The sequence below is a fragment of the Aerococcaceae bacterium DSM 111021 genome (genome assembly GCA_020112395.1).
Taxonomy (GTDB): Bacteria; Bacillota; Bacilli; order Lactobacillales; family Aerococcaceae; genus Ruoffia.
This window is the reverse complement of record JACCEK010000001.1, coordinates 577,540-603,407: the sequence shown is the minus strand read 5'-3', so window position 1 is coordinate 603,407 and position 25,868 is coordinate 577,540. Positions and strand designations below refer to the sequence as shown.

General features: G+C 35.4%; 23 protein-coding genes. All 23 read left to right on the top strand.

The window, feature by feature from the left end:
* Nucleotides 1–12: 12 nt before the first annotated feature.
* The 23 genes from HYQ40_02810 (at nucleotide 13) to HYQ40_02700 (ending at nucleotide 25,820) form a co-directional block, all read left to right on the top strand.
* Entirely contained in the window at nucleotides 13–1,080 is a 1,068-nt protein-coding gene (locus HYQ40_02810; protein MBZ6526692.1) for a rod shape-determining protein, read from the top strand.
* A gap of 22 nt (nucleotides 1,081–1,102) precedes the next feature.
* Entirely contained in the window at nucleotides 1,103–1,300 is a 198-nt protein-coding gene (locus tag HYQ40_02805) for a DNA-directed RNA polymerase subunit beta (GenBank protein MBZ6526691.1), read from the top strand.
* A gap of 416 nt (nucleotides 1,301–1,716) precedes the next feature.
* The gene (locus HYQ40_02800) at nucleotides 1,717–2,091 is read left to right on the top strand and encodes a hypothetical protein (protein ID MBZ6526690.1); all 375 of its coding nucleotides are present in this window, start codon (nucleotides 1,717–1,719) and stop codon (nucleotides 2,089–2,091) included.
* Between the two features lie 184 nt (nucleotides 2,092–2,275).
* Nucleotides 2,276–2,707 (top strand): division/cell wall cluster transcriptional repressor MraZ, encoded by a 432-nt coding sequence (mraZ, locus tag HYQ40_02795; protein MBZ6526689.1) that lies wholly within the window; start codon nucleotides 2,276–2,278, stop codon nucleotides 2,705–2,707.
* Nucleotides 2,708–2,724: 17 nt separating this feature from the next.
* Nucleotides 2,725–3,678 carry a 16S rRNA (cytosine(1402)-N(4))-methyltransferase RsmH gene (gene rsmH / locus HYQ40_02790; GenBank protein ID MBZ6526688.1) on the top strand — a complete coding sequence of 318 codons (954 nt, stop codon included), beginning with the start codon at nucleotides 2,725–2,727 and terminating at the stop codon, nucleotides 3,676–3,678.
* An 18-nt stretch (nucleotides 3,679–3,696) separates the two neighbouring features.
* On the top strand, nucleotides 3,697–4,134 hold the full coding sequence (locus tag HYQ40_02785) for a hypothetical protein (protein ID MBZ6526687.1): 438 nt from the start codon (nucleotides 3,697–3,699) through the stop codon (nucleotides 4,132–4,134).
* Nucleotides 4,131–5,846, top strand: a complete 1,716-nt coding sequence (locus HYQ40_02780; protein ID MBZ6526686.1) for a penicillin-binding protein 2 — start codon at nucleotides 4,131–4,133, stop codon at nucleotides 5,844–5,846. The genes HYQ40_02785 and HYQ40_02780 overlap by 4 nt, the downstream gene beginning before the upstream one ends.
* Before the next feature lie 14 nt (nucleotides 5,847–5,860).
* A complete protein-coding gene (locus tag HYQ40_02775) occupies nucleotides 5,861–7,366 on the top strand; it encodes a UDP-N-acetylmuramoyl-L-alanyl-D-glutamate--2,6-diaminopimelate ligase (GenBank protein ID MBZ6526685.1) in 1,506 nt (501 codons plus the stop codon).
* Between the two features lie 21 nt (nucleotides 7,367–7,387).
* Nucleotides 7,388–8,338 (top strand): phospho-N-acetylmuramoyl-pentapeptide-transferase, encoded by a 951-nt coding sequence (locus tag HYQ40_02770; GenBank protein MBZ6526684.1) that lies wholly within the window; start codon nucleotides 7,388–7,390, stop codon nucleotides 8,336–8,338.
* 18 nt (nucleotides 8,339–8,356) lie between these two features.
* Nucleotides 8,357–9,748 (top strand): UDP-N-acetylmuramoyl-L-alanine--D-glutamate ligase, encoded by a 1,392-nt coding sequence (locus HYQ40_02765; protein ID MBZ6526683.1) that lies wholly within the window; start codon nucleotides 8,357–8,359, stop codon nucleotides 9,746–9,748.
* Nucleotides 9,749–9,760: 12 nt separating this feature from the next.
* Nucleotides 9,761–10,879 carry an undecaprenyldiphospho-muramoylpentapeptide beta-N-acetylglucosaminyltransferase gene (murG, locus tag HYQ40_02760; protein MBZ6526682.1) on the top strand — a complete coding sequence of 373 codons (1,119 nt, stop codon included), beginning with the start codon at nucleotides 9,761–9,763 and terminating at the stop codon, nucleotides 10,877–10,879.
* A 107-nt stretch (nucleotides 10,880–10,986) separates the two neighbouring features.
* Nucleotides 10,987–12,294 (top strand): hypothetical protein, encoded by a 1,308-nt coding sequence (locus HYQ40_02755; protein MBZ6526681.1) that lies wholly within the window; start codon nucleotides 10,987–10,989, stop codon nucleotides 12,292–12,294.
* 143 nt (nucleotides 12,295–12,437) lie between these two features.
* Nucleotides 12,438–13,991 (top strand): cell division protein FtsA, encoded by a 1,554-nt coding sequence (gene ftsA, locus HYQ40_02750; GenBank protein ID MBZ6526680.1) that lies wholly within the window; start codon nucleotides 12,438–12,440, stop codon nucleotides 13,989–13,991.
* A 29-nt stretch (nucleotides 13,992–14,020) separates the two neighbouring features.
* Entirely contained in the window at nucleotides 14,021–15,313 is a 1,293-nt protein-coding gene (gene ftsZ / locus HYQ40_02745) for a cell division protein FtsZ (protein MBZ6526679.1), read from the top strand.
* Nucleotides 15,314–15,444: 131 nt separating this feature from the next.
* Nucleotides 15,445–15,708: a YggT family protein gene (locus tag HYQ40_02740; GenBank protein ID MBZ6526678.1), complete on the top strand. Its 264-nt coding sequence runs from the start codon at nucleotides 15,445–15,447 to the stop codon at nucleotides 15,706–15,708.
* 17 nt (nucleotides 15,709–15,725) lie between these two features.
* Complete coding sequence (locus HYQ40_02735) at nucleotides 15,726–16,508, top strand: RNA-binding protein (protein ID MBZ6526677.1); 783 nt, start codon at nucleotides 15,726–15,728, stop codon at nucleotides 16,506–16,508.
* 42 nt (nucleotides 16,509–16,550) lie between these two features.
* A complete protein-coding gene (locus tag HYQ40_02730; GenBank protein MBZ6526676.1) occupies nucleotides 16,551–17,429 on the top strand; it encodes a DivIVA domain-containing protein in 879 nt (292 codons plus the stop codon).
* 256 nt (nucleotides 17,430–17,685) lie between these two features.
* Complete coding sequence (ileS, locus tag HYQ40_02725; protein MBZ6526675.1) at nucleotides 17,686–20,478, top strand: isoleucine--tRNA ligase; 2,793 nt, start codon at nucleotides 17,686–17,688, stop codon at nucleotides 20,476–20,478.
* A 143-nt stretch (nucleotides 20,479–20,621) separates the two neighbouring features.
* Nucleotides 20,622–21,755: a sensor histidine kinase gene (locus tag HYQ40_02720; protein MBZ6526674.1), complete on the top strand. Its 1,134-nt coding sequence runs from the start codon at nucleotides 20,622–20,624 to the stop codon at nucleotides 21,753–21,755.
* Nucleotides 21,748–22,398: a response regulator transcription factor gene (locus HYQ40_02715; GenBank protein ID MBZ6526673.1), complete on the top strand. Its 651-nt coding sequence runs from the start codon at nucleotides 21,748–21,750 to the stop codon at nucleotides 22,396–22,398. Before HYQ40_02720 ends, HYQ40_02715 begins: the two co-directional genes overlap by 8 nt.
* A 258-nt stretch (nucleotides 22,399–22,656) precedes the next feature.
* The gene (locus tag HYQ40_02710; GenBank protein ID MBZ6526672.1) at nucleotides 22,657–23,598 is read left to right on the top strand and encodes an ABC transporter ATP-binding protein; all 942 of its coding nucleotides are present in this window, start codon (nucleotides 22,657–22,659) and stop codon (nucleotides 23,596–23,598) included.
* A 12-nt stretch (nucleotides 23,599–23,610) separates the two neighbouring features.
* A complete protein-coding gene (locus HYQ40_02705) occupies nucleotides 23,611–24,771 on the top strand; it encodes an ABC transporter permease (protein ID MBZ6526671.1) in 1,161 nt (386 codons plus the stop codon).
* Complete coding sequence (locus tag HYQ40_02700) at nucleotides 24,768–25,820, top strand: ABC transporter permease (GenBank protein ID MBZ6526670.1); 1,053 nt, start codon at nucleotides 24,768–24,770, stop codon at nucleotides 25,818–25,820. The genes HYQ40_02705 and HYQ40_02700 overlap by 4 nt, the downstream gene beginning before the upstream one ends.
* Nucleotides 25,821–25,868 lie beyond the last annotated feature (48 nt).

Below are 25,868 nucleotides of genomic sequence, written 5' to 3'. Positions count from 1 at the left end.
GGGTGAAAACATATGAGCAGAGATATCGGAATTGACTTAGGTACTGCGAATGTTTTGATTCATCTTAAAGGTCGAGGGGTCATATTAAATGAACCTTCAGTCGTTGCTTTAGATAAACAGACTCAAGAGGTCATCGCTATTGGTAAAGAGGCGTATGATATGATTGGTAGAACTGCGGATTCGATTGAAATCATCAAACCACTAAAAGGCGGTGTCATTGCAGATTATGACATTGCCGAGGCACTTCTTGTGCTTTTCTTTCAGAAAATTCATTCACAACGTTGGTTTACAAAACCGAACGTACTTATTTGTAGACCATCAAGTATTAGTGAAATAGAACAAACCGCTCTTGTAGAAGCAATTGAAAAAGCAGGTGGTGGTAAGATATTCATGGAAGAAGAGCCTAAAGTGGCAGGAGTTGGCGCTGGAATTGATTTACTTGATCCATCTGGGAATATGGTAATTGATATTGGTGGAGGAACCAGTGATATTGCTATAATATCTGGTGGTGAAATCATTCAAAGTACATCGTTAAAAATTGCCGGGGATGATTTTGATGCAAGCATCATTCAATACTTTAAAGATAAGTATAAACTTTTCATTGGTGAACGTTCTGCTGAGCAAATTAAGATAGAACTTGCTTCAGCATTGTTTTACGAGGATCAATCACAGTTAGAAACAAAGACGTTAAAAGGACGAGATTTAGTTTCTGGACTACCAAAATCAATCAATGTCACATCAAACCAGCTTTATGAAGCGATTCATGAACAATTAGCTATGATAGCAAGAGCAGCTAAAGAACTGCTTGAAGATACGCAACCCGAAATTGCGTCTGATATTATGGAAAGAGGCATACTACTTACTGGTGGTGGCGCATTAATTGGATCAATTGATATTTTTCTATCCGATTATTTAAACGTCTCAGCTATTCGTGCCGATCAACCTATGAGTTGTGTAGCGATTGGAACGGGTATTATGCTAGATTTAATTCAGTCTGGTAAATTACAACGAACTAATTTATCTTGGCAACAAAAAGTTGCACGCTATTTCTCAAGAATGAAGCGCCGTCTCATTGGATAATCTAACGATAGGGGATCGTAATATGTCAGATAAATATATTGAAGACAATGTTTTATTAACTGTCTTAAAAACACTAGGTAAAATAATATTATTTTTATTATTTGTCATTTTGTTTTTCGTTCTTGGTTTATTTGTTGGATATTCCATAGTAGGTGACGGAAATTATTGGGAAGTGTTAAATCAGGATACATGGCAACATATTCTTGACTTTATAAGATGACAGAATGTTACAAGCATAAAAATTAATTTAGTCGAATGTTAAATCAAATGTTATCTTTTATACTTACAAACTAGTAGGTGTACGAGTGATGAGTTTGATTTACCATTCGATTTTTTTTATAATTCGCTTTAAAAGTAAATCGTACCTTGCTTTACGCACAGTCATCCTGATACTACTGAACTTCCTTTACCTCACTTTTGTAAACCATATTTTCGGTTAAAATTAAAATTATCGCTGACATGGAAATATGTATTTTATTTTTACAAAGTAATGTAGTTTGAGATTTTTAAAAAATTAAAGAAATTGTTGCTTATTTAATGAATATAATTAAACATGATTTAAGTTAGTTGATAAATTGTGTATAATTGAATGAGTCAGTATTTTATTAGAATAAAAGAGAAAGCCGAGGTGTATTAATGTCAAATTCATTTGTGTTATCAGAATTACTTTTATATATAGTACCACCAGTGATTATTTTTCTTGTTCAGAAATATATGAAATCTTATCTGAAATTTTTTGATAAGTATCCATTGAACTTGGCTATTTTGTTGTTGCCACTTTGGTTAACATTAATTCATCTTTTTTCAACTTTAATATTTGGCTTTAGCCTTATACCATATATACTTTTCATTACAGCATTTTCATTAGGTCTTCAATTGTTCGATTATATTCGACGAATAGAAGAATTTACATTTCGCGATTATTACTTACCAGCCGCTCAATTAGCCTATTCAGTTTTTAGTGCATTCTTAGTCGGTTTAGTTATTTTGAGAATTTATACTTACTTTTAATGGGCAAATCCCCCACTAAGTACCCACCAGCTACCACCATATGTAAATATTGATTTGACAACGTTTAGAACTGTTGCTCTTTTGAGTAACGGTTCTTTTTTTGCTTAAAATTGGTAAAGGGTGGTACGAAGTGGGGTGATGTGGTAGAATGAAAATAACTAAAATGGAGGAGGTATAATTAGTCGTGCTTATTGGTGAATATCAACATAATATTGACGCAAAAGGACGAATAATTATGCCATCAAAATTTCGTCCAGATTTAGGTCATAACTTTATTATTACTCGTGGATTAGACGGATGTTTGTTTGGATATCCATTAGAAAATTGGAAAAATATAGAAGAAAAATTACAACAATTACCTTTAGCAAAAAAAGATGCACGTAAATTTACTCGCTTCTTTTACTCAGCTGCCACTGAAGTAGAAGTTGACAAACAAGGACGCATTAACTTACCACAAACATTAATAGATTTCGCTAAAATTGATAAGAGCTGTCGTGTGATCGGCGTATCAGATCGTATTGAGATTTGGAGTAGCGAACGTTGGGAAGATTTTGCAGAAGATGTTGCAGAAGATTTTGAAGATATTGCAGAGGACATGATTGATTTTGGATTTTAGAAACGGAGGGATTATGAATGTCATTTGAACATGAAACAGTTCTATTGCATGAAACGATTGATATGTTAGAGATTAATCCAAATGGGACTTACGTTGACTGTACCTTAGGTGGAGCAGGACATGCTAGTTATTTATTATCTCAACTATCAGAGCGTGGACATTTATATGCCTTTGATCAGGATATTACAGCAATTGAGAATGCAAAAATTGTATTAGCAGAAGCAGTAGAAGCAGGTAAAGTAACATTTATACATCGTAATTTTAGAGAAATTAAAGAAGGTTTATCTGATCATGGTGTTAATTACGTAGATGGAATCTATTATGATTTAGGAGTTTCATCACCACAGCTAGACATTGCTGAACGTGGTTTTAGTTACCATCAAGAAGCACGATTAGACATGCGTATGGACCAAGCTCAAGAGTTAAGTGCATACGAAGTGGTTAATGAGTGGGAATTCAATGATTTAGTGAAGATTATCAGCCGATATGGTGAGGAGAAATTTGCAAAAAGAATCACGCGTTCTATTGAATCCGAGAGAGAAAAAGCACCAATTGAAACAACAACTCAATTAAGTGAAATCGTTAAGTTAGCTATACCGGCAGCTACTAGGAGAACTGGTGGCCATCCTGCTAAACGAACTTTCCAAGCAATAAGAATTGCAGTTAACGATGAATTAGGAGCACTTGAAGAATCGCTAGAAGATGGATTGAAGTTGTTGAAAGTTGAAGGACGCATGAGCGTTATATCATTCCATTCTTTAGAAGATAGACTTGTTAAACAACTATTTAGAGAGAAATCAACACCACCAGAAACACCACCGAATTTACCAATATTACCTGCAGAGTACCAACCAGAGTACAAATTTATTAATCGTAAACCAGTTACAGCTAATACTGAAGAACTAGAAAATAACAATAGAGCTCGCAGTGCAAAACTTAGAGTTATTGAGCGAACGACAATTAAAGAATAGACAGCTAGGAGGCATAGGATGTCAGAGTTATTAGAAAAGACAAATTATAATGAAGAACAATATTTTAATCGAAAAATGGTGAATCATTATGATTACAACAAACCTACTGCCTCGTCAAATTATAGTGTGTCTGATACAGATGAGTATATTGAGGAAGTATCTAGGAATGTTGTAAAATCGAAACGTAAGTTATCTAAATTTGAAACAATTTGGTTATCTCTTTGTAGTATAATTGCAGTTGGAGCAATCGCATTTAGTTTTCTAATCAGAGTAGATATAATTGAACAACGTCGTTCAATAAATAACTTAGAAGATTCGATCACTGAATATCGTTCTAATACAGATGTTTTAAATAGTCAGATCACTGAGCAGTTTAATTATCATCAGATAAAAGATGCTGCAGATACTAATGGAATGACTATTGAAAAAGACAGAGTAAGGACTGTTGAGAAATGACTGAAAAAAAAGGCAATAATTCTAACTTAAATATATTAATACTGATAGGCGTAGCAGCTATAACATTCATGTTGTTAGGTGCACGCTTCTTTCAATTAAACATAACTCAGTCCTCACATGGTGAAGATTTGGTAGAGTATATAGAAGATTCAGAAGACCCAAGAAGTAGTATCATGGAAGCAAAACGTGGCACGATTTATGACATTCAAGGTCAGCCCATTGCTATTGATACTACTTCTTATTCAATGTATGCAGTATTGCAAGAAGGAAATGGTTACGAAGCTGTTGAAGATAGAGATCATACTGCAAAAGTATTGAGTAATTACATAGATATGTCTCGCGATGAAGTACTCGATATTTTATTAAACTATGAGGCTGTTCAAGTGGAATTTGGTACAGCTGGAAATAATATAACACAAGAAGTTCGTGAAGCTATTGAAGCCGAGAACTTACCTGGTATATATTTTGTAAGCAAAAGCTCAAGACAGTATGTTAACGATTATTTTAGTTCACATCTAATCGGGTATGCTGTGAATGAAGAACAAAGTAATGAATGGATGCCCTCAGCTAATATTTTAACAGGACAAATAGGGGTCGAATCAGCGTATAATTCTGAATTAAGTGGGCAAAATACAATTGAAAATAATCCAGAACTTGTTGAAAGAACACGTACTTTATTAGGTGAAGATGTTTATCTCACATTAGATAGTCGTCTACAACATTATATGGAAGAATTATTAGATTATTCATATAACAAGTATCAACCTGAAGAAATGAGTGCGTATTTAGTCGAGGTTGAGACTGGAAGATTATTGACAGCAGCTCAGAGACCGACATTTAACTTGAATACACGTGAAGGCATTGAGACTCAATGGACCAATCAATTAGTTGAAGAAGTCTATGAGCCAGGATCAACAATGAAGATATTAACTCAAGGAACAGCTTATGATATGGGTGTTTATGAACAAAACGAGTTAACAGAAACAGGTTCGACGGATATTGAGAATGTTACAGTGCGTGATTATAACTTGTATGGATGGGGACCAATAACTTTTGATGAGGGTCTATCTAGATCGAGTAATGTTACGATTGTGGAATTAGTTCGCCGAATAGGTTTAGAGAATTGGACCAATCAGCTGAGTGAATTTGGCTTTGGTCAATCAACTTCCTCAGGCCTTGCGAATGAAGCAATAGGTACTGTAGAGTTTGATAATCCAGTATCAGCTACGATGTCAGGGTTTGGACAAGGATTTGCAGCTTCACCCATTCAGTTATTACAAGCATTTACATCAATTGCTAATGATGGAAAAATGATGAAAATTCAATACTTAAATGGAGTTGGGGAGAACAATGAATTTGAACCTATTCAAGTTAACCAACCGATATCGGAAGAAGCGGCAAATCATATACTTCAATTAATGGTGAATACAGTGAATGAAGATTACGGAACGGCTCAAGAATATAGTGTTCCGGGAGTTCAAATTGCTGCTAAAACAGGTACAGCACAAATTGCTAACCCTGATGGATTAGGTTATTTAGAAGGAGCGAATGATTATTATTTTTCAGTCGTATCATTCTTTCCAGCCGAAGATCCTAAGTATATGTTGTATTTCTCAATGAAACGACCAACAAATGATCATAATTTAATGGGTTCTCAAATATTGGCAGAGATATTTAGACCTTTCGTTGAATATGTATCAGTTTATGAATAGAAAGTAGGAGTACGATGCAACAAAAAGACTTAATGAATGTATTATATGACGCTAATATTATTAATACAAAGTACTTAGATAATAATGTGTCGAGTATAGCAAATGATTCTCGTAAGGTAGAAAATAATACATGTTTTATCGCTATTAAAGGTGAAAACTTTGATGGTCATAATGCCATTGAAGACGTTATTAAAAATGGAGCAAGAATGGTCATTGTTGAAGAATTGCCAAATGAACCTGAGAAGTTAGAAGCAACGATTGTTCAAGTATCTTCAACATTTCGTGCACAAGCAATTTTGGCTAATCAATTCTATGAAGAGCCATCCACAAAAATTAATGTCGTTGCTGTAACTGGAACAAACGGGAAAACAACAACAAGCAATATGATTAGTCAGTTACTTGAAAGTTTAAATAGACGAACTGGCGTAATCGGAACACTACATTATAAAGTAGGAGAAAAATATTACCCTGCAGTGAACACAACACCTAATGCCTTAGAGTTGCAAAAGTTATTTAATGAAATGGTTGAGGATGATTGTACCGATGCAGTTATTGAAGCTTCCTCACATGCATTAGCTTTGGGACGTTTATCGTTTACTGATATTGATTGTGCTATTTTTACTAATTTAACGCGTGAACATTTAGATTTCCATTCAACAATGGAAGGGTATGCTAATGCCAAAAGCTTGCTATTTAGTCAGTTAGGTCAAAGATTTCATAATCAACGGCCAAGATTAGCTATCTTAAATATGGATGATGAATATCATAAAAATATGGCTGAAGTAACGAGTGCTGATATTGTAACGTATAGTTTAGAGAGCCAATCAGCGACAGTTTATGGACACACAATTAAAGAAAAGAATGGTAAAACAGAATTTGTTTTAGATTATAATAATGAATCATACACGTTGGAGATTCCAATGCGTGGTTCTTATAATGTATCAAACTATTTAGCAGCATTTTTAACATTGAGTAAATATTACCGGTATACAATAGAAGATATTCTAAAAGCGACAGAAGAATTTAATGGTGTACCTGGACGTATGCAAGTCGTTGATGAAGGCCAAAACTTTGAAGTGATTGTAGATTTTGCACACTCACCGGATGCACTTGAGCGAGTAATGCAAGAGCTTGTTCAAAACAAAGATGAGTCCCAAAGCTTAATTGCGTTAATGGGTCATAGTGGGGGGAACCGCGATAGTGGTATGCGTCAGCCTTTAGGAGATATTCTATTCAAGTATGCAGATGAAATTGTGTTTACTGCTGATAATCCCAGATTTGAACCTGTTGAAAAAATCGTTAATGAGATGATTGGTATTCATCATAATGATAACAAACCATATTCAATCATTAAGGATAGAGCAGTCGCAGTTCAACATGCCATTGATATTGCTCGTGAAAATGATATTGTCTTATTCGCAGGTAAAGGTGGAGAACCATACCAAGTTATCGGAAACGACAATATACCGTACGATGAAGTACAGACAGTTATCGATGCAATCCATCGATCTAAGTTATAAAACTAAGGAGTGAATAGAAAGTTGAATATTATCTTACCAATAGTGACTAGTTTTTTATTAACGGTCATTACAATGCCTTTTTTCATCCAATTCTTTAATAAAAAGAAATTAGGTCAAACTACACGTGAAGATGGGCCATTATGGCATGAGGTAAAAACAGGGACACCAACTATGGGTGGGACAGTGTTTATCTTAGCTATCTTACTATCGATGTTAATCTTTGGATTTATCCAAACATCAATGTCGGGTGAGTTTTGGATGATCTGGTTAGCATTCCTATTATTCGGAGCGATAGGATTTGTTGACGATTTTATTAGTATTTTCAAAAAAAGAAATGAAGGCTTAACAGCCAGACAGAAATTTTTGACACAATTATTATTTGCCTTTATCATTGCTTTAATAGGAATGATTACAAATCAACAAATCCTCATTCCTTTCTTTGGATTTGAGATTTCAAATATTGTCTTAGTTGGAATGTTTATGTTTATCTGGATTACTGGTTTTTCAAATGCGGTTAATTTAACGGATGGGTTAGATGGTTTAGCAACTGGATTGAATATTATCGCTTATGGGGCATATTATTTTATCGCTGCTGCTGAAGGTAATTCAACAGTGGCTACAATGTCATTAATTGTAGTTGGATCTTTAATTGGATTTTTAATTTTTAACCGTAAACCAGCCAAGATATTTATGGGTGATGTTGGTTCTCTAGCTTTAGGAGCAGGACTTGCCGTCATCTCTTCAGTACTTAATAATCCATGGAGCTTACTTATTATTGGTTTCGTCTTTGTTGTTGAAACTGTAAGTGTAATGCTTCAAGTATGGTCGTTCAAGACTCGTGGAAAAAGAATATTTAAGATGGCCCCAATACATCATCACTTCGAAATGATTGGATGGAGTGAAGCAAAAGTAGTGAATGTCTTTTGGGCTATCGGATTAATTAGTGCATTGATTGCGCTATTTATCTTTTAATAGGGAGCGATTATTAGAATGGGAACGAATGAGAATTTATCAGATAAAGCAATATTAGTCTTAGGCTACGCCTTAACGGGAAAAAGTGTTGCTGAGTTTCTAGTAAAACAAAATGCGAATGTAACAATCAATGACCGAGGGGATCTATCACAAGACCCGTCGGTTACTTTACTTTTAGAAGAGAGTGTCAAAGTCGTAGATGGAGGACATCCCCTAGATCTATTAGATAACCATTTTGATATGATTATCAAAAACCCTGGAATACCTTATTCAATCCCTTTTTTACAAAAGGCAATTGAAAAAAATATTCCGATATATACAGATGTAGAATTAGCGTCTTGGTTTAGTAAAGGATCGATTATTGGAATAACAGGTAGTAACGGAAAAACTACTACGACGAGTTTATTAAGAGAATTATTAACACACCGAGAAAAAGGATTGGCGTATCTAGCTGGAAATATTGGTGTGCCAACATTGGATGTCATCGAAAAAGCTACTGAAGAAGATGATATTGTAATGGAGTTATCGAGTTTTCAATTAGCTGGAACAAAGCACTTTCATTCAGATATTGCAGTTATAACGAATATATATGAAGCTCATTTAGATTATCATCATACAAGGAAAGAATATGCGGCAGCAAAATTAAAAATCTTAGCAAATCAAACTGCTGAAGATATGGTCGTTTATCGTTATGACAATGCTGAACTACATCAATGGGTAGAAGGCTTTAGCGGTCAGCTAGTTCCTTTCTCGATTGAAAATACTGATGAATTTGTAAGAAATAATGGGGCTTATATTGAAGGAGATTGGATCTACTTTAAAGAAGAACAGATAATACCATTATCTGATATCCAAATCCCTGGTAGTCATAATGTTGAGAATGTCTTAGCTGCTATTTCAGTAGCTAAGTTAAAAGAAATATCAAATGAAGATATATCTAAAACAGTTAGAGAATATAAAGGTATGCGTCACCGGATTCAACCAATTGTGAAGGTCAGCGAACGTAGTTTTTACAATGACTCTAAAGCAACGAATACGACGGCGACAATTACTGCCCTAAATAGTTTTAAGCAGCCAATTAGATATATTGGTGGTGGATTAGATCGTGGGAATGAATTCGATGACTTAATACCATATTTAGAAAACGTAGCTGGAGCCTATCTTTACGGTGAAACGAAAGAAAAGATGGCTAAAGCATTTAGAGCTGCAGGAACCAATTCAATTGAAGTTTTTGACGACTTAATTCAAGCAACAACAAAAGCTTATAGAGATGCAAGACAAGGTGAGGTTGTATTACTTTCTCCAAGTTGTGCAAGTTGGGATCAATATAAGAATTTCGAAATACGCGGAGATGTATATATTGATACAATTGATAAGCTACTAATAGAAGAACCATATACCAATGAATAGGGGAGTCAAATAATGAAAATCAATCGAATCATCCTATCTGGGGGAGGTACTGGTGGACATATCTATCCAGCGCTTGCTATCTACAATCGAATGAAAGAAATTAACCCAGATTTAGAATGTTTGTATATTGGAACCGATACAGGCTTAGAAGCAACAATTGTTCCAAAAGCAAATATTGAATTTAAATCAATTGAAATATCAGGCTTAAAACGTAGTTTATCACTAGATAATGTTAAAGTTGCTTGGCAGATGCTAACAAGTACAAAAAAGGCTAAAAAGCTAATTAAAGACTTTAATCCAGACATAGTTATTGGAACAGGTGGATTCGTGTGTGCTCCAGTACTTTATGGAGCGACACAATTAAACATACCGACATTAATCCATGAACAGAACAGTGTTGCAGGTGTGACAAATAAATTCTTAGGCAAATTCGTAAATAAAATTGCGACATCATTTCATGATGTACATGAAGACTTTGAGAAAGTGAGTCATAAAGTAACGTTTACAGGAAACCCAAGAGGGCAAGAAGTAACAAACTATGCTAAAGATAATCAAATCTTATCGGCAAATTATGATTTTGATAATCAAATTCCAACTGTATTAATTTTCGGCGGTAGTCGTGGTGCACCAGCAATTAATAAAGCAGCGATAGAATCGGTAAAAGCTTTTGCAGAAAAAGACTATCAAGTTATTATTGGAACTGGTTCTGTACATTATTCAGAATGGTTGACATATTTAGAAGAAAATCATATTGAAATTCCAAAAAATGTTAAGATAGTTTCATACATTGATAACATGCCAGCTTTATTTCAAGCTATTGATTTAGTGGTTTGTCGAAGTGGTGCGACGACTTTGGCGGAGTTAACAGCACTTGGTTTACCAAGCATTTTAATACCAAGTCCATATGTAACTAATAACCATCAAGAGATGAATGCCATGGCATTAGTGAACAAGCATGCTGCGGAAATAATTAAAGAGAAACAACTGGATTCAGACCAATTAGTTAAAACCATTGATCGAATTATTCTTGATCAACAAGTATTAAAAGAAATGGCAGAAGAAGCTAAGAAATTAGGCACACCTAATGCAATTGATGATATTATTAAGCTGGTTGAAACAATTAACTCATGATAATTAGTTTTAGTCTATAATATTGTGTGAAATTAAAGAGCAATTAAATGCGTTAATTTGTATAATACTATAGATTTGAACGAATATTTTTCAAGGAGGTGAAAGCTATGAGTAATAATGGACAACGAGGAAATTATCGAAAAGATTACCAAGAAAATCGCGAAACAATTAAGTCACGTGAACAACAACCGATACAACCTATCAAACCGACACAGTCAATTCCAGGCAATTATCGTATTGATAGTAATGGGAATCCAATTATACCAAAGCAAAGTAGCATGCGTAATTTTGATGAGCTTGAACAAGATTACTTTAGTCGTAATCAAGTGAAGCAGTCAGAAGGTAGTTTAAGTAGTGAAGAACAGTATCAACCTAATCAAGTCATCCATCCATTACCTCCACAATTGGATCATAATCAAAGGCGAGTTTATCATATGGAAGATTATAATCGAAGAGAGAATGAATTGAGTGGACGGATGAGGCAACCGAATACCCGAAATTATGTACCACCTCGCCAATTTACTGAGACAAGACAAACAAGAAACCAGAATCGTCATTATTCTAGCAATCAGCCACCAAGAAGAAATAGTTATCAAGAGAATAATTCAAAAAATACAAATTGGTATTATAAGCTGCATCAATGGGTAAATAGACAGGGGCAAAAGAGTTCCAATGCGAGTCTACCAGAAGGAAAAACTGTACTATTTGCTGTGTTTGCATTAATATACTTAACAATGCTTGTAACAGGCTGGCATTTGATGCCTTTTAATAAAGTTAACAATCTTGTTGTTACTGGAAATGAGTTAGTACCTGAAAGCTTTGTTAAAGGATCATCACGTATATACAGTTACGACGAAGTAGATGAAGTGATGAGTCAACGACAAACAATCGAAACAACTATTAAGAATGAAAATCCATTAATAGAAAGTATCGTGTTTAATCGCCCAGATTGGAAACAACTAGAAATTAATGTGGTTGAGCATGAATTAGTTGGATTAATTAATCAAGATGGCTATCATCCAGTGTTAAATAATGGGGAAGTGCTTAATGTGTCTAGCAACCAAGAATTAGCGGATATAGCTAACGATGCTTTGCCGGAATTAATAGGCTTTGATACAAGTGGTAAGCTTAAAGATGTGGCACAAGGATTGCGCCAAATTGAACCTGAAATACTCGCCATGATGGAAACAGTCACCAATGCTGATGATCCTAACAAGCCTAATGCGATTGAAGTACAAATGAAAGATGGTAATATTATTAGAGCAATTATTTCTACTTTTGCTCAAAAAGTACAATATTACCCCAGCATTTTATCTCAATTAGAAGGTCAAACCGGAGTTATCAATTTTGAAGTGGGTGCTTACTTCACACCTAACGATGTAAATGCTAATAGTGTCAAACTTGACAATAATTAAGATAAGTTATATGTGATTATATTTACATTCATCATTTTTTCTTCTATTAAAATGAAGTTTGTGCTAATATAAGGTATGTGAAATTGAAAAAATAAATAAAAAATATAAAAAAATAAATTAGCCAGAAGGGGGTTAATACCTAAATGAGAAATCAAGAAATTTTTGTTAGTTTAGATATTGGTACGACCTCGATTAAAGTCGTTGTGGCCGAGTATATTAATGGAAATATTAATATAATTGGTGTGGGAAATGAGAAGTCGCGTGGATTGAGTCGTGGAGTTATCGTCGATATAGATGAAACAGTGAATTCAATACAACAAGCGATCTCTCAGGCAGAACGCAAAGCAAATGTTAAAATTAACGAAGTAATTGTTGGTGTTCCAAGTAATCAAATTATGATTGAAGATTGTCATGGAATGATTGCTGTCTCAAGTGATAATAGAGAAATCACTGCCCGAGACGTGGAAAATGTTATCTCAGCGGCTAAAGTACGATCAGTACCCCCAGAGAGAGAAATCATTTCAATCATTCCAGAAGAATTTATTGTTGATGGGTTTAACGGAATTAAAGATCCAAGAGGAATGATTGGAGTTCGCTTAGAACTTTATGCACGTTTAGTGACTGGACCTAGAACGATTATTCATAACATTCGACGCTGTGTTCAAAAAGCTGGCTTATCAATTAGTGAACTTGTTGTACAGCCACAAGCAATTGCATCTGTTGCCCTTACTGCAGACGAACGTGAGTTTGGTACTGTAGTAGTAGATATGGGTGGTGGACAAACGAGTGCATCAATCTTGTATGATGATCAAATGAAATTCTCATTTGTAGATCAAGAGGGTGGAGACTTTGTAACTAAAGATATTTCAGTTATCTTAAATACATCGCTCGATTCAGCAGAAAGAATTAAGCGTGAATATGGTTTTGCTATCGCAAGTCAAACTACTGATGATGAGTACTTCCCTGTAGAAACAGTTGGGAAGAAAGAACCAGTTCGTGTTGATGAACATTACTTAGCTGAAATTATCGAAGCACGTTTAACTCAAATTTTTGAGACTTTATATGAAGAATTAGACCGAGTAGACGGACTTGATTTACCGGGTGGATATGTTTTAACGGGTGGAGCAGTTTCTTTACCTGGTGTATTAGACTTAGCAAAACGTTACTTTGGAGGTAAAGTTCGACTTTATATTCCGGAAGAAATGGGTATGCGTAATCCTATCTATACAACAAGTCTTGGAATGATTGAATACGCTGCGAACCTCGATGATGTTCATCGAATTGCACAAGGTACTTTTGCAGATCAACCGCAATTTGACCCAAGACAATCTATGCCTCAACAAGGTGGGCAAAGACGTCCAGCATCTTCAGCTGGTCGTGGTCAAGGTCAACCTGCTAGAGGACAAACATCAGGTGATTTATTCGGCGGTCAACGTCGTCAGCCTGCTAATGAAACTAGACCAGTGAGAAATGAACAACATCCAGTTTCTGATAATATGCCTAATTCAAATCAACAAGAAGATTATCAGCAATATAGTTCATATGATGATGACAGTCGTTACGAAGATGCTGCATATTATGATGACTATTCACAAGAAGATGAAGCGAACAACTATTCAGAGCCTGTTACTGATCAAAGTAATGGGAATGGCATAACGGCAAAAGTTCGTGACTTTTTCCAAACATTTTTTGATTAAGACTTGATAGATAAACAGGAGGAATATAAATGGAATTATCATTCGATTCAACAATGAGTTATGATGGTGCAGTAATTAAAGTAATTGGTGTAGGTGGAGCTGGTGGGAATGCCGTTAATCGTATGATTAAAGATGAGGTTCAAGGTGTTGAATTCATCGTTGCGAATACGGATACACAAGCACTACAAGGATCTGAAGCGGAGATCAAAATCCAATTAGGCCCAAAAGTTACTAAAGGATTAGGAGCAGGTTCGTTACCAGAAATTGGATTGAAAGCTGCTGAAGAAAGTGAAGAGCAACTTCGTGAAGTATTAGAAGGAGCAGACTTAGTGTTTGTTACTGCTGGTATGGGTGGAGGTACAGGTACAGGTGCTGCACCAGTCGTCGCAAAAATCGCTAAAGATTTAGGTGCATTGACAGTAGGTGTTGTTACACGTCCATTTACTTTCGAAGGACCAAAACGTGGTCGCTTTGCAGCTGAAGGGTTAAAAAACTTAAAAGACGCTGTAGATACATTAGTAATCATCTCCAATAACCGCTTATTAGAGATTGTTGATCGTAAGACTCCAATGCTTGAAGCATTTAGCGAAGCAGATAATGTGTTACGTCAAGGTGTACAAGGTATTTCAGATTTAATTACAGCACCAGGATACGTAAACTTAGACTTTGCAGATGTGAAGACTGTTATGAAAGACCAAGGTACTGCTTTGATGGGTGTGGGTCAAGCTTCAGGTGAGAACCGTACTGCTGAAGCAACCAAGAAAGCTATTTCTTCACCATTACTAGAAGTATCTATTGATGGTGCAGAACAAATCCTATTAAATATTACTGGTGGAGAAGACTTAAGTCTATTCGAAGCACAAGATGCAAGTGATATTGTTGCCAACGCATCAAGTGGTGATGTGAATATTATCTTCGGTACATCAATTAATAATGAATTAGGTGACGAAGTTATTGTTACTGTTATTGCAACAGGAATTGAAAACGAAAAGACAGACCGTAACAAAATGAGCACACCACCAAGACGTTCATTTAATACACCGTCGACTGAACCAAGTCAACAAACACATGGTCAACAAGAAGAAGCAACTAAACCAACAACTGAATCATCGCCACGTCGTCAACAGAAACGTGATTTATTCAGCGATTGGGATATTAATAGAGAAACAAATACGCGTGAGGTTGAAGCAACTGAAGCAGATTCAAAACCAAAACGCCAATTTGAACGAACAAATACAGATGGTACTCCGAATCGTCAAAGTGAAGTAAACGATTCAGACGAACTGGATACACCACCATTTTTCCGTAAGCGTCATCGTTAATAATATAGATTCTAATGAATGAACATTAGAACCGAAATAGAGGAATCAGAATTGATTCCTCTTTTTATTTATTAAAAAACGAAAATTTATGTTATAATTCATAAGATAAGAATTTAGAGGAGTGTTATAGTTTGGGCCTTTTGAGCTTAGTTTCTAATTTATTTCAGGCATATACAATGGTTTTAGTAATATACGCACTATTATCATGGTTACCAGGTGCCCGTGAGAGTGCATTAGGACAATTTGTTGTTAAATTAGCACGACCATATTTGGATATATTTGATCGTTTAATCCCATCATTAGGGGGCATTAGTTTCAATGTAATCATTGCAATTTTTGTATTACGATTTATCCGAGATGGTTTAATCTGGATATTGGCGGCAATATTATTTTAAAAAATGTGGTGAATTAAATGATACAAGATATATATCAGCATTATCGACCTGAAGAGCAACCGTTTATAGATACGGTCTTTGGTTGGCTGGATCAAGTAGATTTAACTTATGCACCTTATACAACTGTTTTTTTGACTCCACGTGAAAAAATGATTGTCGAACAACTTGTCGGAGGAAGAGAAGAATTATCTGTTACGTTCAAAGGCGGATATGAAGGCGCTGAACGTAAGCAAGCATGTATTTATCCTCAATACTATGAACCGAATGATGAAGACTTTTCAATGATTCTATTTAATATTAACTTCCCAGCAAAGTTTGGTAAGTTAACTCACGGTAGGATTCTTGGAACGTTTATATCAACGGGGATTGAAAGAGAGCGTATTGGAGATATTATAACTGATGGAACTAATTGGCATGCACTTGTAGATGCGTCAATAAGTGAGTATCTTAAAGGGCAAGTAACCAAAATCGCTAACGTTGGAGTACAATTGGAAGAGCTATCTTTTGAAGAGATATTAACTTCAGAAGAACAATGGGAATCAAAGCTTGTTATTTCTAGCTCATTACGGCTTGACACTTTATTAAGCAAGGTCTATAATTTTTCTAGACAGCGTGCGAAAAATTCAGTATCACAAGGTGATGTGAAAGTGAATTTCGTTCCAATGGTGAGACCAGATGTTGAGATAGGAATTAATGATATCGTCTCATTACGTAAATTTGGACGCTTCTGGATTAACGATATTGAGGGTATGACTAAGAAAGATAATTATCGATTAAACGTCAATGTACTTTTAAAATAAGAAGTACCTAACTTGAATATATTTGAAAGGATTTGTAAATTCATGGCATTAACACCAAATGAAATATTAAATAAAGAATTTAACTCAAAGTTTCGCGGATATGACTCAGACCAGGTCAATGATTATTTAGATATAATTGTAGCGGACTTTGAAAAACTGATTGCTGATAACAACGAGCTTAAGAAAGATTTAGCTTCAGCAAGAGAGAAAAATGAATACTTCGCACAATTACAAGATTCATTAAACAGTTCAATCGTAGTAGCTCAAGAGGCTGCAGATCGATTGAAACAAAATGCGCGTAAAGAAGCAGAACTGATTTTATTTGAAGCAGAACGTGAAGCAGATCGTATGATTAATAGCGCGTCTGATACAGCTAAAAATATCGTTACAGAATCTGACGCATTGCGTCGTTCAAGCAAGTCTTACCGTACTAAGTTAGAACAAATGATTCGCCAACAACTTGAAGTTGTAACTAGCGAAGAATATCATCGATTATTTGATGAGGAGATTGAATCAAAATTCAATCCTGATCACTTTCATGAAGCAGCAAATCAACGTGCAACGCACCGTGTTGACCGCCTCGAGGAAGAGAATAGTGCTGATTTTGAAGCAGCTCACCAAATTACTAACGATCGTTATGCAGAAGAGATTCAAGACTTACCTGCACCAACACCTGAAGTAGATTATCCAGCGACATACGGAATGTATGATGACGTTGAAGATACTAATGAGGATGTTGCTACTGAAGAATTGCTTAATGACAATAATATTCAGGTCGAAGAGTCTGATTCTAAACATGCTGAGTTAGAAGCAATGATTGATGCGGAAGCACAAGCTGAAGCAGAGAGAGAAAAGCGCGCTGCACAACGTCGTGAAAGCGTACTTGGACAAACAATTAGAATAGAATTACCTAAAGATTAAGAAGAACACATTAATGATAGTATACTTTTAGCGAGTCAAGAGCGGTGGGAGCTTGGCAGTCACTACTATTATTAATATCATCTTCAGTTATGTAATGATGAAATAAGTAATCATTGCCGCTTAAATAGCGTTACCATGAAGAGTGAATAGGTGCTTAAATTAGGTGCTTATTAATTTGGGTGGTACCGCGTTTATAACGTCCCTTTTTGAGGGGCGTTTTTTATATATAAATAATTAGATAAGACAGGAGATTATAATGAAATTAAAAGATACATTAAATCTTGGTAAAACAGCATTTGCAATGCGTGCTAATTTACCAACTAAAGAAGTAGAATTACAAAATGAATGGGCAGAGGAAGAAATGTATAAGAAGATTCAAGAAAAGAATGCTTCTCGTCCAGCTTGGATTTTACATGATGGACCTCCTTTTGCTAACGGTAAGTTACATATGGGACATGCGTTAAATAAAGTAACTAAAGACTTTATCGTTCGTTACCATTCTATGTCTGGACACCGTGCACCATATATTCCAGGTTGGGATACACATGGATTACCAATTGAACAAGCTTTAGCGAATGCAGAAGGCGTAGACCGCAAGAGCATGACAGTTGCTGAATTCAGAAAATTATGTGAAGAATATGCACTTAAGCAAGTCGAAAGTCAAAAAACTGACTTCATGCGTCTTGGAGTAACGGGTGAGTGGGATAACCCTTATATTACACTTAAACCACAATATGAAGCACAACAAATTAGAGTGTTTGGTGAAATGGCTGAACGTGGTTATATCTACAAAGGCTTAAAACCTATTTATTGGTCACCATCAAGTGAATCTACTTTGGCTGAAGCAGAAGTAGAATATCAAGATATTACTTCACCATCTATTTTTGTGAGCTTTGATGTGAAAGATGGTGGGGATGTACTTCCAGCAGATGCTAAGTTCGTCATCTGGACGACGACGCCTTGGACTTTACCAGCTAACTTAGGTCTATCAGTTAAGGCCGATGCAAATTATGTGTTAGTAAATGTTCAAGACAATAAATATATTATCGCTGAAGCATTATTAGAGTCAACTGCCAACAAGATTGGTTGGGAAGATTATACAGTTGAAGCGAAGTATAAAGGCGAACAATTCGACCGCTTAACAGCACAACATCCATTCTATGACCGTGAATCATTAGTGATGTTAGGTGACCACGTTGAATTAGATGCAGGTACAGGTGTTGTTCATACGGCTCCTGGACATGGTGAGGATGACTACATTATTGGTAGAAAATACGGCTTAGATGTTCTTTCTCCAGTTGATGATCGTGGTCATTTTACCGAAGAAGCACCAGGTTACGAAGGTATGTTCTACCTTAAAGGGAACAAAGTAATTGTTCAAGAAATGCGTGAGAGTGGAGCTTTATTATTCCACGAAAATTATAAGCATAGTTACCCACATGACTGGCGTACAAAACAACCCGTTATTTATCGAGCAACACCACAATGGTTTGCTTCAATTGATAAATTCCGTAAAGAATTACTGAATTCAGTTGAAAATGAAGTGAAATGGTACCACCCATCAGGTCAGCGTCGTATCTTTAATATGATTCGTGATCGTGGTGACTGGGTTATCTCACGTCAACGTGTTTGGGGAGTTCCATTACCAATCTTCTATGCTGAGAATGGTGAACCAATTCTTACAAAAGAAACAGTTGAGCATGTAGCAAACTTAGTAGAAGAATTTGGGTCGAATATTTGGTTTGAAACAGAACCAAAAGATTTACTACCTGAAGGATTCACTCATGAAGGAAGTCCTAACGGAACATTTACTAAAGAGAAGGACATTATGGATGTATGGTTTGATTCAGGTACATCTTATGCAGGCGTTCTACAAACACGTGAGGATCAAGTGTTTCCAGCTGACATGTATTTAGAAGGATCTGACCAATACCGTGGTTGGTTTAACTCAAGTCTGACTACTTCTGTAGCTGTTAACGGGCACCCACCATACAAATCAGTGCTATCACAAGGATTCGTTATGGATGGTAAAGGACAAAAGATGAGTAAATCAATTGGTAATGTCATTACACCAGAAGAAATTATGAAAGAATTAGGAGCAGACATTATCCGTTTATGGGTATCAAGTGTCGATTACGAAAATGACGTACGTATCTCTAAAGATATCTTAAAACAAGTATCAGAGTCATACCGTAAAATCCGTAATACAGTTCGTTTCATGTTATCGAACGTATATGATTATAACCCTGAAACAGACAAGATAGCTGAAGAGAACTTAGATAAAGTTGATCAGTATATCTTAGCTAAATACCGCGTATTAGTTAACGAAGTTCGTACTGCATATGATAATTATGAATTCTCTAATATCTTCAAGAAAATTATTAACTTTATTACAGTTGATATGTCTGCTTTCTATCTAGACTTCGCGAAAGATGTTGTCTACATTGAAGCTGCAGAATCTAAACCGCGTCGTGCTATGCAGACTGTAATTTATACAATTCTTGAAGGCTTGATTCCATTAATGTCTCCAATCTTACTTCACACAATGGAAGAAGCTTGGCGTGAGTTACCAGGAGTTACTAGTTTTGTACAATTACAAGATATGCCTGGTTTCGAAGATGTTGCTAAAGACAAAGAAACAATCAAAGAGTGGGATGTATTCTTTAATGTTGAATCTGCTGTCGCTAAGGGATTAGAACAAGCTAAAAACAATGAAGAACATCCAATTAAGAAATCATTCGAAGCAAAAGTTACTGTTTATACTGATCAGGATACAATCAATCAGTTAAATGCTTTAAGTGACCATTTAGATCAATTATTAATTGTGTCAGCTATTGACTTAAAATTAACTGATGAAGCGAATGATTCAGCTGTTGATTACGATGGATATGGCATTAAAGTAGAACCAGCTCAAGGACATACTTGTGACCGTTGTCGTGCAGTTAGACCAGAAGTTGGGACAATTGAAGAGGCACCAGAATTATGCCACCGTTGTCACACAATTGTGGAAGCAAACTTCCCAGAGTACTTTGCAGAAGCTGCTGAATAGTTAGAAAATTTAAAAACCATCAATTAGACAATATCTTGTCTAATTGGTGGCTTTTTTCAAATGTAAAATAGAAATTAAGCAATTTCTATCATTCAATTCATTCATCTGTTATATTAAAAGATGAAAAGAGATGAGGTGAGTCTGTGTTAGTCATTAAGTACATACTGTTATTATTAAGTATTATCCAATTTATTCCTTTAGAAGAATTTTGGCGAATGAACTTTTTTTGGTTTTTTATATGGATTGTTAGTTTTCATTTAGGTTGGTTTTATACTGAAAGTAAGAAAAATAGACAAATAAATAGCATGATATTATGTATCATGGCTTTAATAAATATCGCGATACTGCCTAAATTTCCATTTTTGATGTTAGGTCTTTTGACGATAGAATTGCGCCAATTATATACTAGAAAAAAGACAGCCATATTATTGGCATTCTTATCGTTATTTACAGTTATTATCTGGACAAGTGTAACGGTTTGGCCGAATGCGGACTATTTGATCTTTACAGTTGGAGTGATTATCTTATGTGTAAATATGACTGAGAAATATATGTTAGTGGAGGAACAAGAAATATCTCTATACAACTTCCGTAGTCAAACTGATGAACAAGAAAGCAATCTCATTGCTTTAAAATCTCAGATGATCGCTATGGAGGAAATCCATACTTTGAATGAGAGAAATCGTATCTCAAGAGATTTACATGACTCAATTGGCCATACCTTATCAACCATTGTCATTCAATTAGCTGCCATAGAGAAGTTAACTGAAGATAATGCACCACAAGCATCAGCTATGTTAAAGCAACTGCATCAGTTTACCAAAGATGGTTTGGCTGATGTTCGCCAAGTCATTCATAAATTAAAACCACAGCATTATCAAAAAATCGCATTCATTGAGAATATACATAATATTATTTCTGACTTTGAACATAATAGTCCAATTAAAGTATACTTTAATAATAATCAACTGTTATGGGAATTATCCCCAGAGCAGGAGTTACTATTTGTGCGTGCGATTCAAGAGTTCTTAGGGAATAGTAATAAGCACAGTGATGCCAAAGAAGTGAGAATACAGTGTCATTTTACTGACTCCACTGTAATTCTGACCATGACTGATAATGGAAAAGGTACGGATGTTATTAAGCCTCAAATGGGTATTACTGGCATGAGAGAACGTACGAAGTTATTAGGTGGGAAAGTTCATATGCATTCTGCCATTAATAAAGGTTTTAAAATTAGAATTGTTTTACCGAAGGGAGGCTATACTAATGACTGATTCAATAAAAGTACTATTGGTCGACGATGAACAGCTAATTAGAGGCGGTTTAGCTATCCTATTAGGAACTTTTGATGATATCGATATTGTTGGCCAAGCAATCAACGGAAAAGATGCTGCAAAATTTTGTAACCAAAATGAAGTGGATGTCGTACTCATGGACATCCGGATGCCAGATTCGAATGGAATTGAGGGAACAGAGTTAATTAAGAAAAATCATCCCAAAATTAAAGTATTAATATTGACGACATTTCAAGATGTGGAATACATATCCCAAACTATGCAGTTAGGTGCTTCAGGCTACTTATTAAAAGACAGCAGTCATGATGAAATTCATGAAAGTATTCGCATTGTTTATAATGACAATGTCGTACTCGATGGAAAGATTAGTCAAGCCATGTTATCAAAGGTTTCTGGTTTTCAAAGCAAAGATTTTAGCAGTAATGATTTTGAATTATCAGAGAAAGAAGTAAATATGATTACACTCATTGCAAGTGGGTTGAATAATCAAGAAATCTCTGAGAAGATGTTTCTCTCAGTAGGTACGGTAAAAAATAATATCAGTACGATATTAAATAAACTTGAATTACGTGATCGTACCCAGCTCGCAATCTTTGCCTTCGAGAATGGAATGATGAATTAAGTGTTAACCTTATTTGTTGCTACAATTTAAGCAACAAATAAGGTTTTTTTGAACTTGTGATTAGAAGGAGTAAGACAGAGTATACAGAATTGTGGGAGGAATTGTACTCCATACATTCAGATGGCGGTTATCCAGAACAAATATTTTGTATTAATTAAGAAGTAATGACTTTAGTCACTTTAGAGAGTGACTTGAGTGAATAGGCATAGAATCAAGATTCGTTTATACTTAAGTTACAAATTAAGAGGAGGTCACACAATGAGCTATGTAGAAATTAATAATATTTACAAGAGTTATGGAAAAGACCAAGTGTTGGAGAATATTTCTTTTGCAATTGAAAGTGGAGAGTGTTTTGGATTAATCGGACCAAATGGAGCAGGGAAATCTACATTAATTGATATCATAACTGGATTAGAACAATATAATTCGGGAGATATTTCTGTAGGTGGACAGGTTGTACCTAAAGATATAGTAAAAGTTCGTAAGCAAATTGGTTTAGTGCCTCAAGAAATTGCATTGATGCAAGAACTAAATGCTACATCGAATTTAGAATATTTTGGGGGCTTATACGGCTTATCTGGAAAGCTATTAAAAGAACGTATAAAAGAAGCGCTTGAAGTTGTTGGTTTAACGGAACATACGAAGAAGGCAGTCAAAACATTCTCAGGAGGAATGCAAAGACGATTAAATATTGCTGCTGCAATATTACATCATCCAAAATTTTTAATCCTTGATGAGCCAACAGTAGGAGTTGACCCACAATCGCGAAACAAGATTTTTGAATTTATTAAACATATGAATAGCGAATATGGAATGACAGTTTTATATACATCCCACTATATGGAAGAAGTTGAAGCCTTGTGTGATCGTTTATTCATTCTTGATAACGGTCAGCGCATTGGCTATGGAACTCAAGAAGAGATTAAGCAATTAGTTCAAGATACTGTAAAATGGTATATCGAAGTTGAACAAGCGCCCCTTGATTTTGAAGAGAAACTATCCACTCATTTAACTGGTATTCAACAAGTCGTTAGTGAAAATAATAAGTTCCACTTAATAGTGGATCCAGTAGATTTCAGTACAAAAGAACTAATGTCTTTAATCAACGAAAATAATATTGAGTTAACCACATTAAATAAAGAAGCCTTGAGTCTGGAAGAAGCATTCTTGCAACTAACCGGAAAAACATTACGAGATTAAGGAGGGCGTTCTATGAGCCAATTATGGATTTACATTAAAACAAACATGCGAGCAAATGCTAAGCAATGGCCGGCGCTTCTAGCAATGTATGTTGTCATGCCAGTTTTTTTCTCTTTTTTAATGGGCTTCTCCTTTAGTTCGCTCTTTGTACCTGAAGAGACAAGTGATCCTATTGAAGTTAGTATTAATAATGGAGACAATGGAGGAACAGGGCAAGCATTAGTAGATACGCTCAATACTGAGGCTATGCAGAATTATGTTGATATTGTTGAAGGTGGCGAAGAAGCGGACTTTATCATTCATATTCAACCAGAATATAGCCAAAGATTAGAAGAGACTTTAGTTGAGGTTGAATCGAAAGAAAATGCTTCAGCTTCCCAAGAGACAATATTAGTTCAAATGATTACCGAATACCAAAATGTACTCGTGAATCAACAAGCGTTAGCCAATGAGATGGCAACAATCAATGATCAAGCGATAGTCGAACAACTCGTAGTGTCATTAGACCGAGTCGCTAGTTTAAGTGCGGAACAGGTTTTTGAAAAACAACAATATGAATCGCAGTCCTCATTAACAAGCAATCAGTTCACATCTGTTTCGGGGCTCATTTATATATTCATCTTATCACTCGCTGGGAGTGTGGGAATGAAGACCAAAGAAGAAATGAAAGGGCTCAGAAAGAGAATCGGTGTCTTACCACTGACGCCAGCTAAAGATGTTATCTATGGCATTACAAGTGATACGATAATGTTTGTTTTATTGGGAGCTATTTATATGATTATTTGGCACTTAATTGATGGGAACACCTTTGTGGGTAATCCATTATTTTATCTCGGATGGCTGACATTATATGCCTTTTTATTCCAAGTATTAAATAATGTCTTGTTCTACTTCATACCAGATAAGTATGCCAATGTGGTTTATCAAGTGTTCACAATGATATTTATGATTTTTGGATTTATGCCAATTGATCGACTACTAGGTGAGAACTTTCAAGATTTTTTAAGTACGAATTATTACCGGGAGATATTTTCCGAACCTATGTATGATTACATTATCAATCAACAATGGAATAATCATATAGGGTTGGCTTTCGGGATAGTGATTGTCGGTGTTATCTTAACACTCATCGTTATTCAACTGAGAACAAGAAGGGAGTTGAAACCATCATGAAATTCATCCAATTAACGTGGTTTCATTTTAAACGGATTTTTCAAAGTATGGGTCTTGTGGCTATGACATTTATAATGCCACTGTTTATGATTAGTGGGTTGATTTTCATTCAGACTCCAGATTCAACCGCGAGTCTAGGAGAAAACGTTGTGGTACTTAATCATTCTGCATTTGTGGAGGAAAATGTCTATCCAAAACTGAGTGAGACTTTTCAAGCTGGTTTTACCGATGATGAGATCGAAGTTTTTGAACAATTAGACCAAAGTGAAATATCTATGGTCTATGAGATTCCTGCTGCCTTTCCTGAAGAAGGGGTGAGTATAAAAACGCATAGTATTAATGGAGAGAACAATGACATTTTCTTTGAATCAGAGTTTACGGCAATATTGAGCGAAGTAATGACCGAGAGTGCACTTGCCGAGGCGGGTGTGAGCTTTGAAGCTATTCAAGTAGCTCAGCCAACTATTAACCAAAGTTATACGCCGATTGATGGGCGACTGGTTCTTATCATCTTTATGGCGGTTTTCTTCATGAGTTACTCAAGTAGTCTGATCGGAAGTGATTTAAATAAATTGAGAAGTGATGGTGTCTTAACTCGAAGTATAGTAACCAATGCACGTAGTTGGCAAATACTAGGAAGTGTTTTAAGTGCCTATACACTGTACAATTTTATATCGTCTATCTTGGTAGTCCTCATCATTTGTCTATTATTTGGAATTACAATCAGTCAAATTCCATTGATAGTCAGTTCAATTCTGGCATTTTGTATTTTTAATGTTGGATTAACCATGGTTCTATTCAGGTTATTCAAAAATGAGCAGATGATTTTGATTGTAGGGATCGTATTATCAATCATGCTAGCCTTCATGGGAATGGGCGTAATTGACATGACGTCATTTTCGTTCATTCAATATCTCTCCCCATTTTATTGGTTGTTCGAATCATTAGATACAGGAGTTATATTACCAAACATTCCAATTATCGCCTTATACGGACTTGTTTTATTTACCGCCGGGAGTTTTAAAGTTGAGAGATTAGTGAGAGTATAGAGAAAAGCATGTAGCTCGTTTGAATTTGAACGAGCTGAATATTACGTT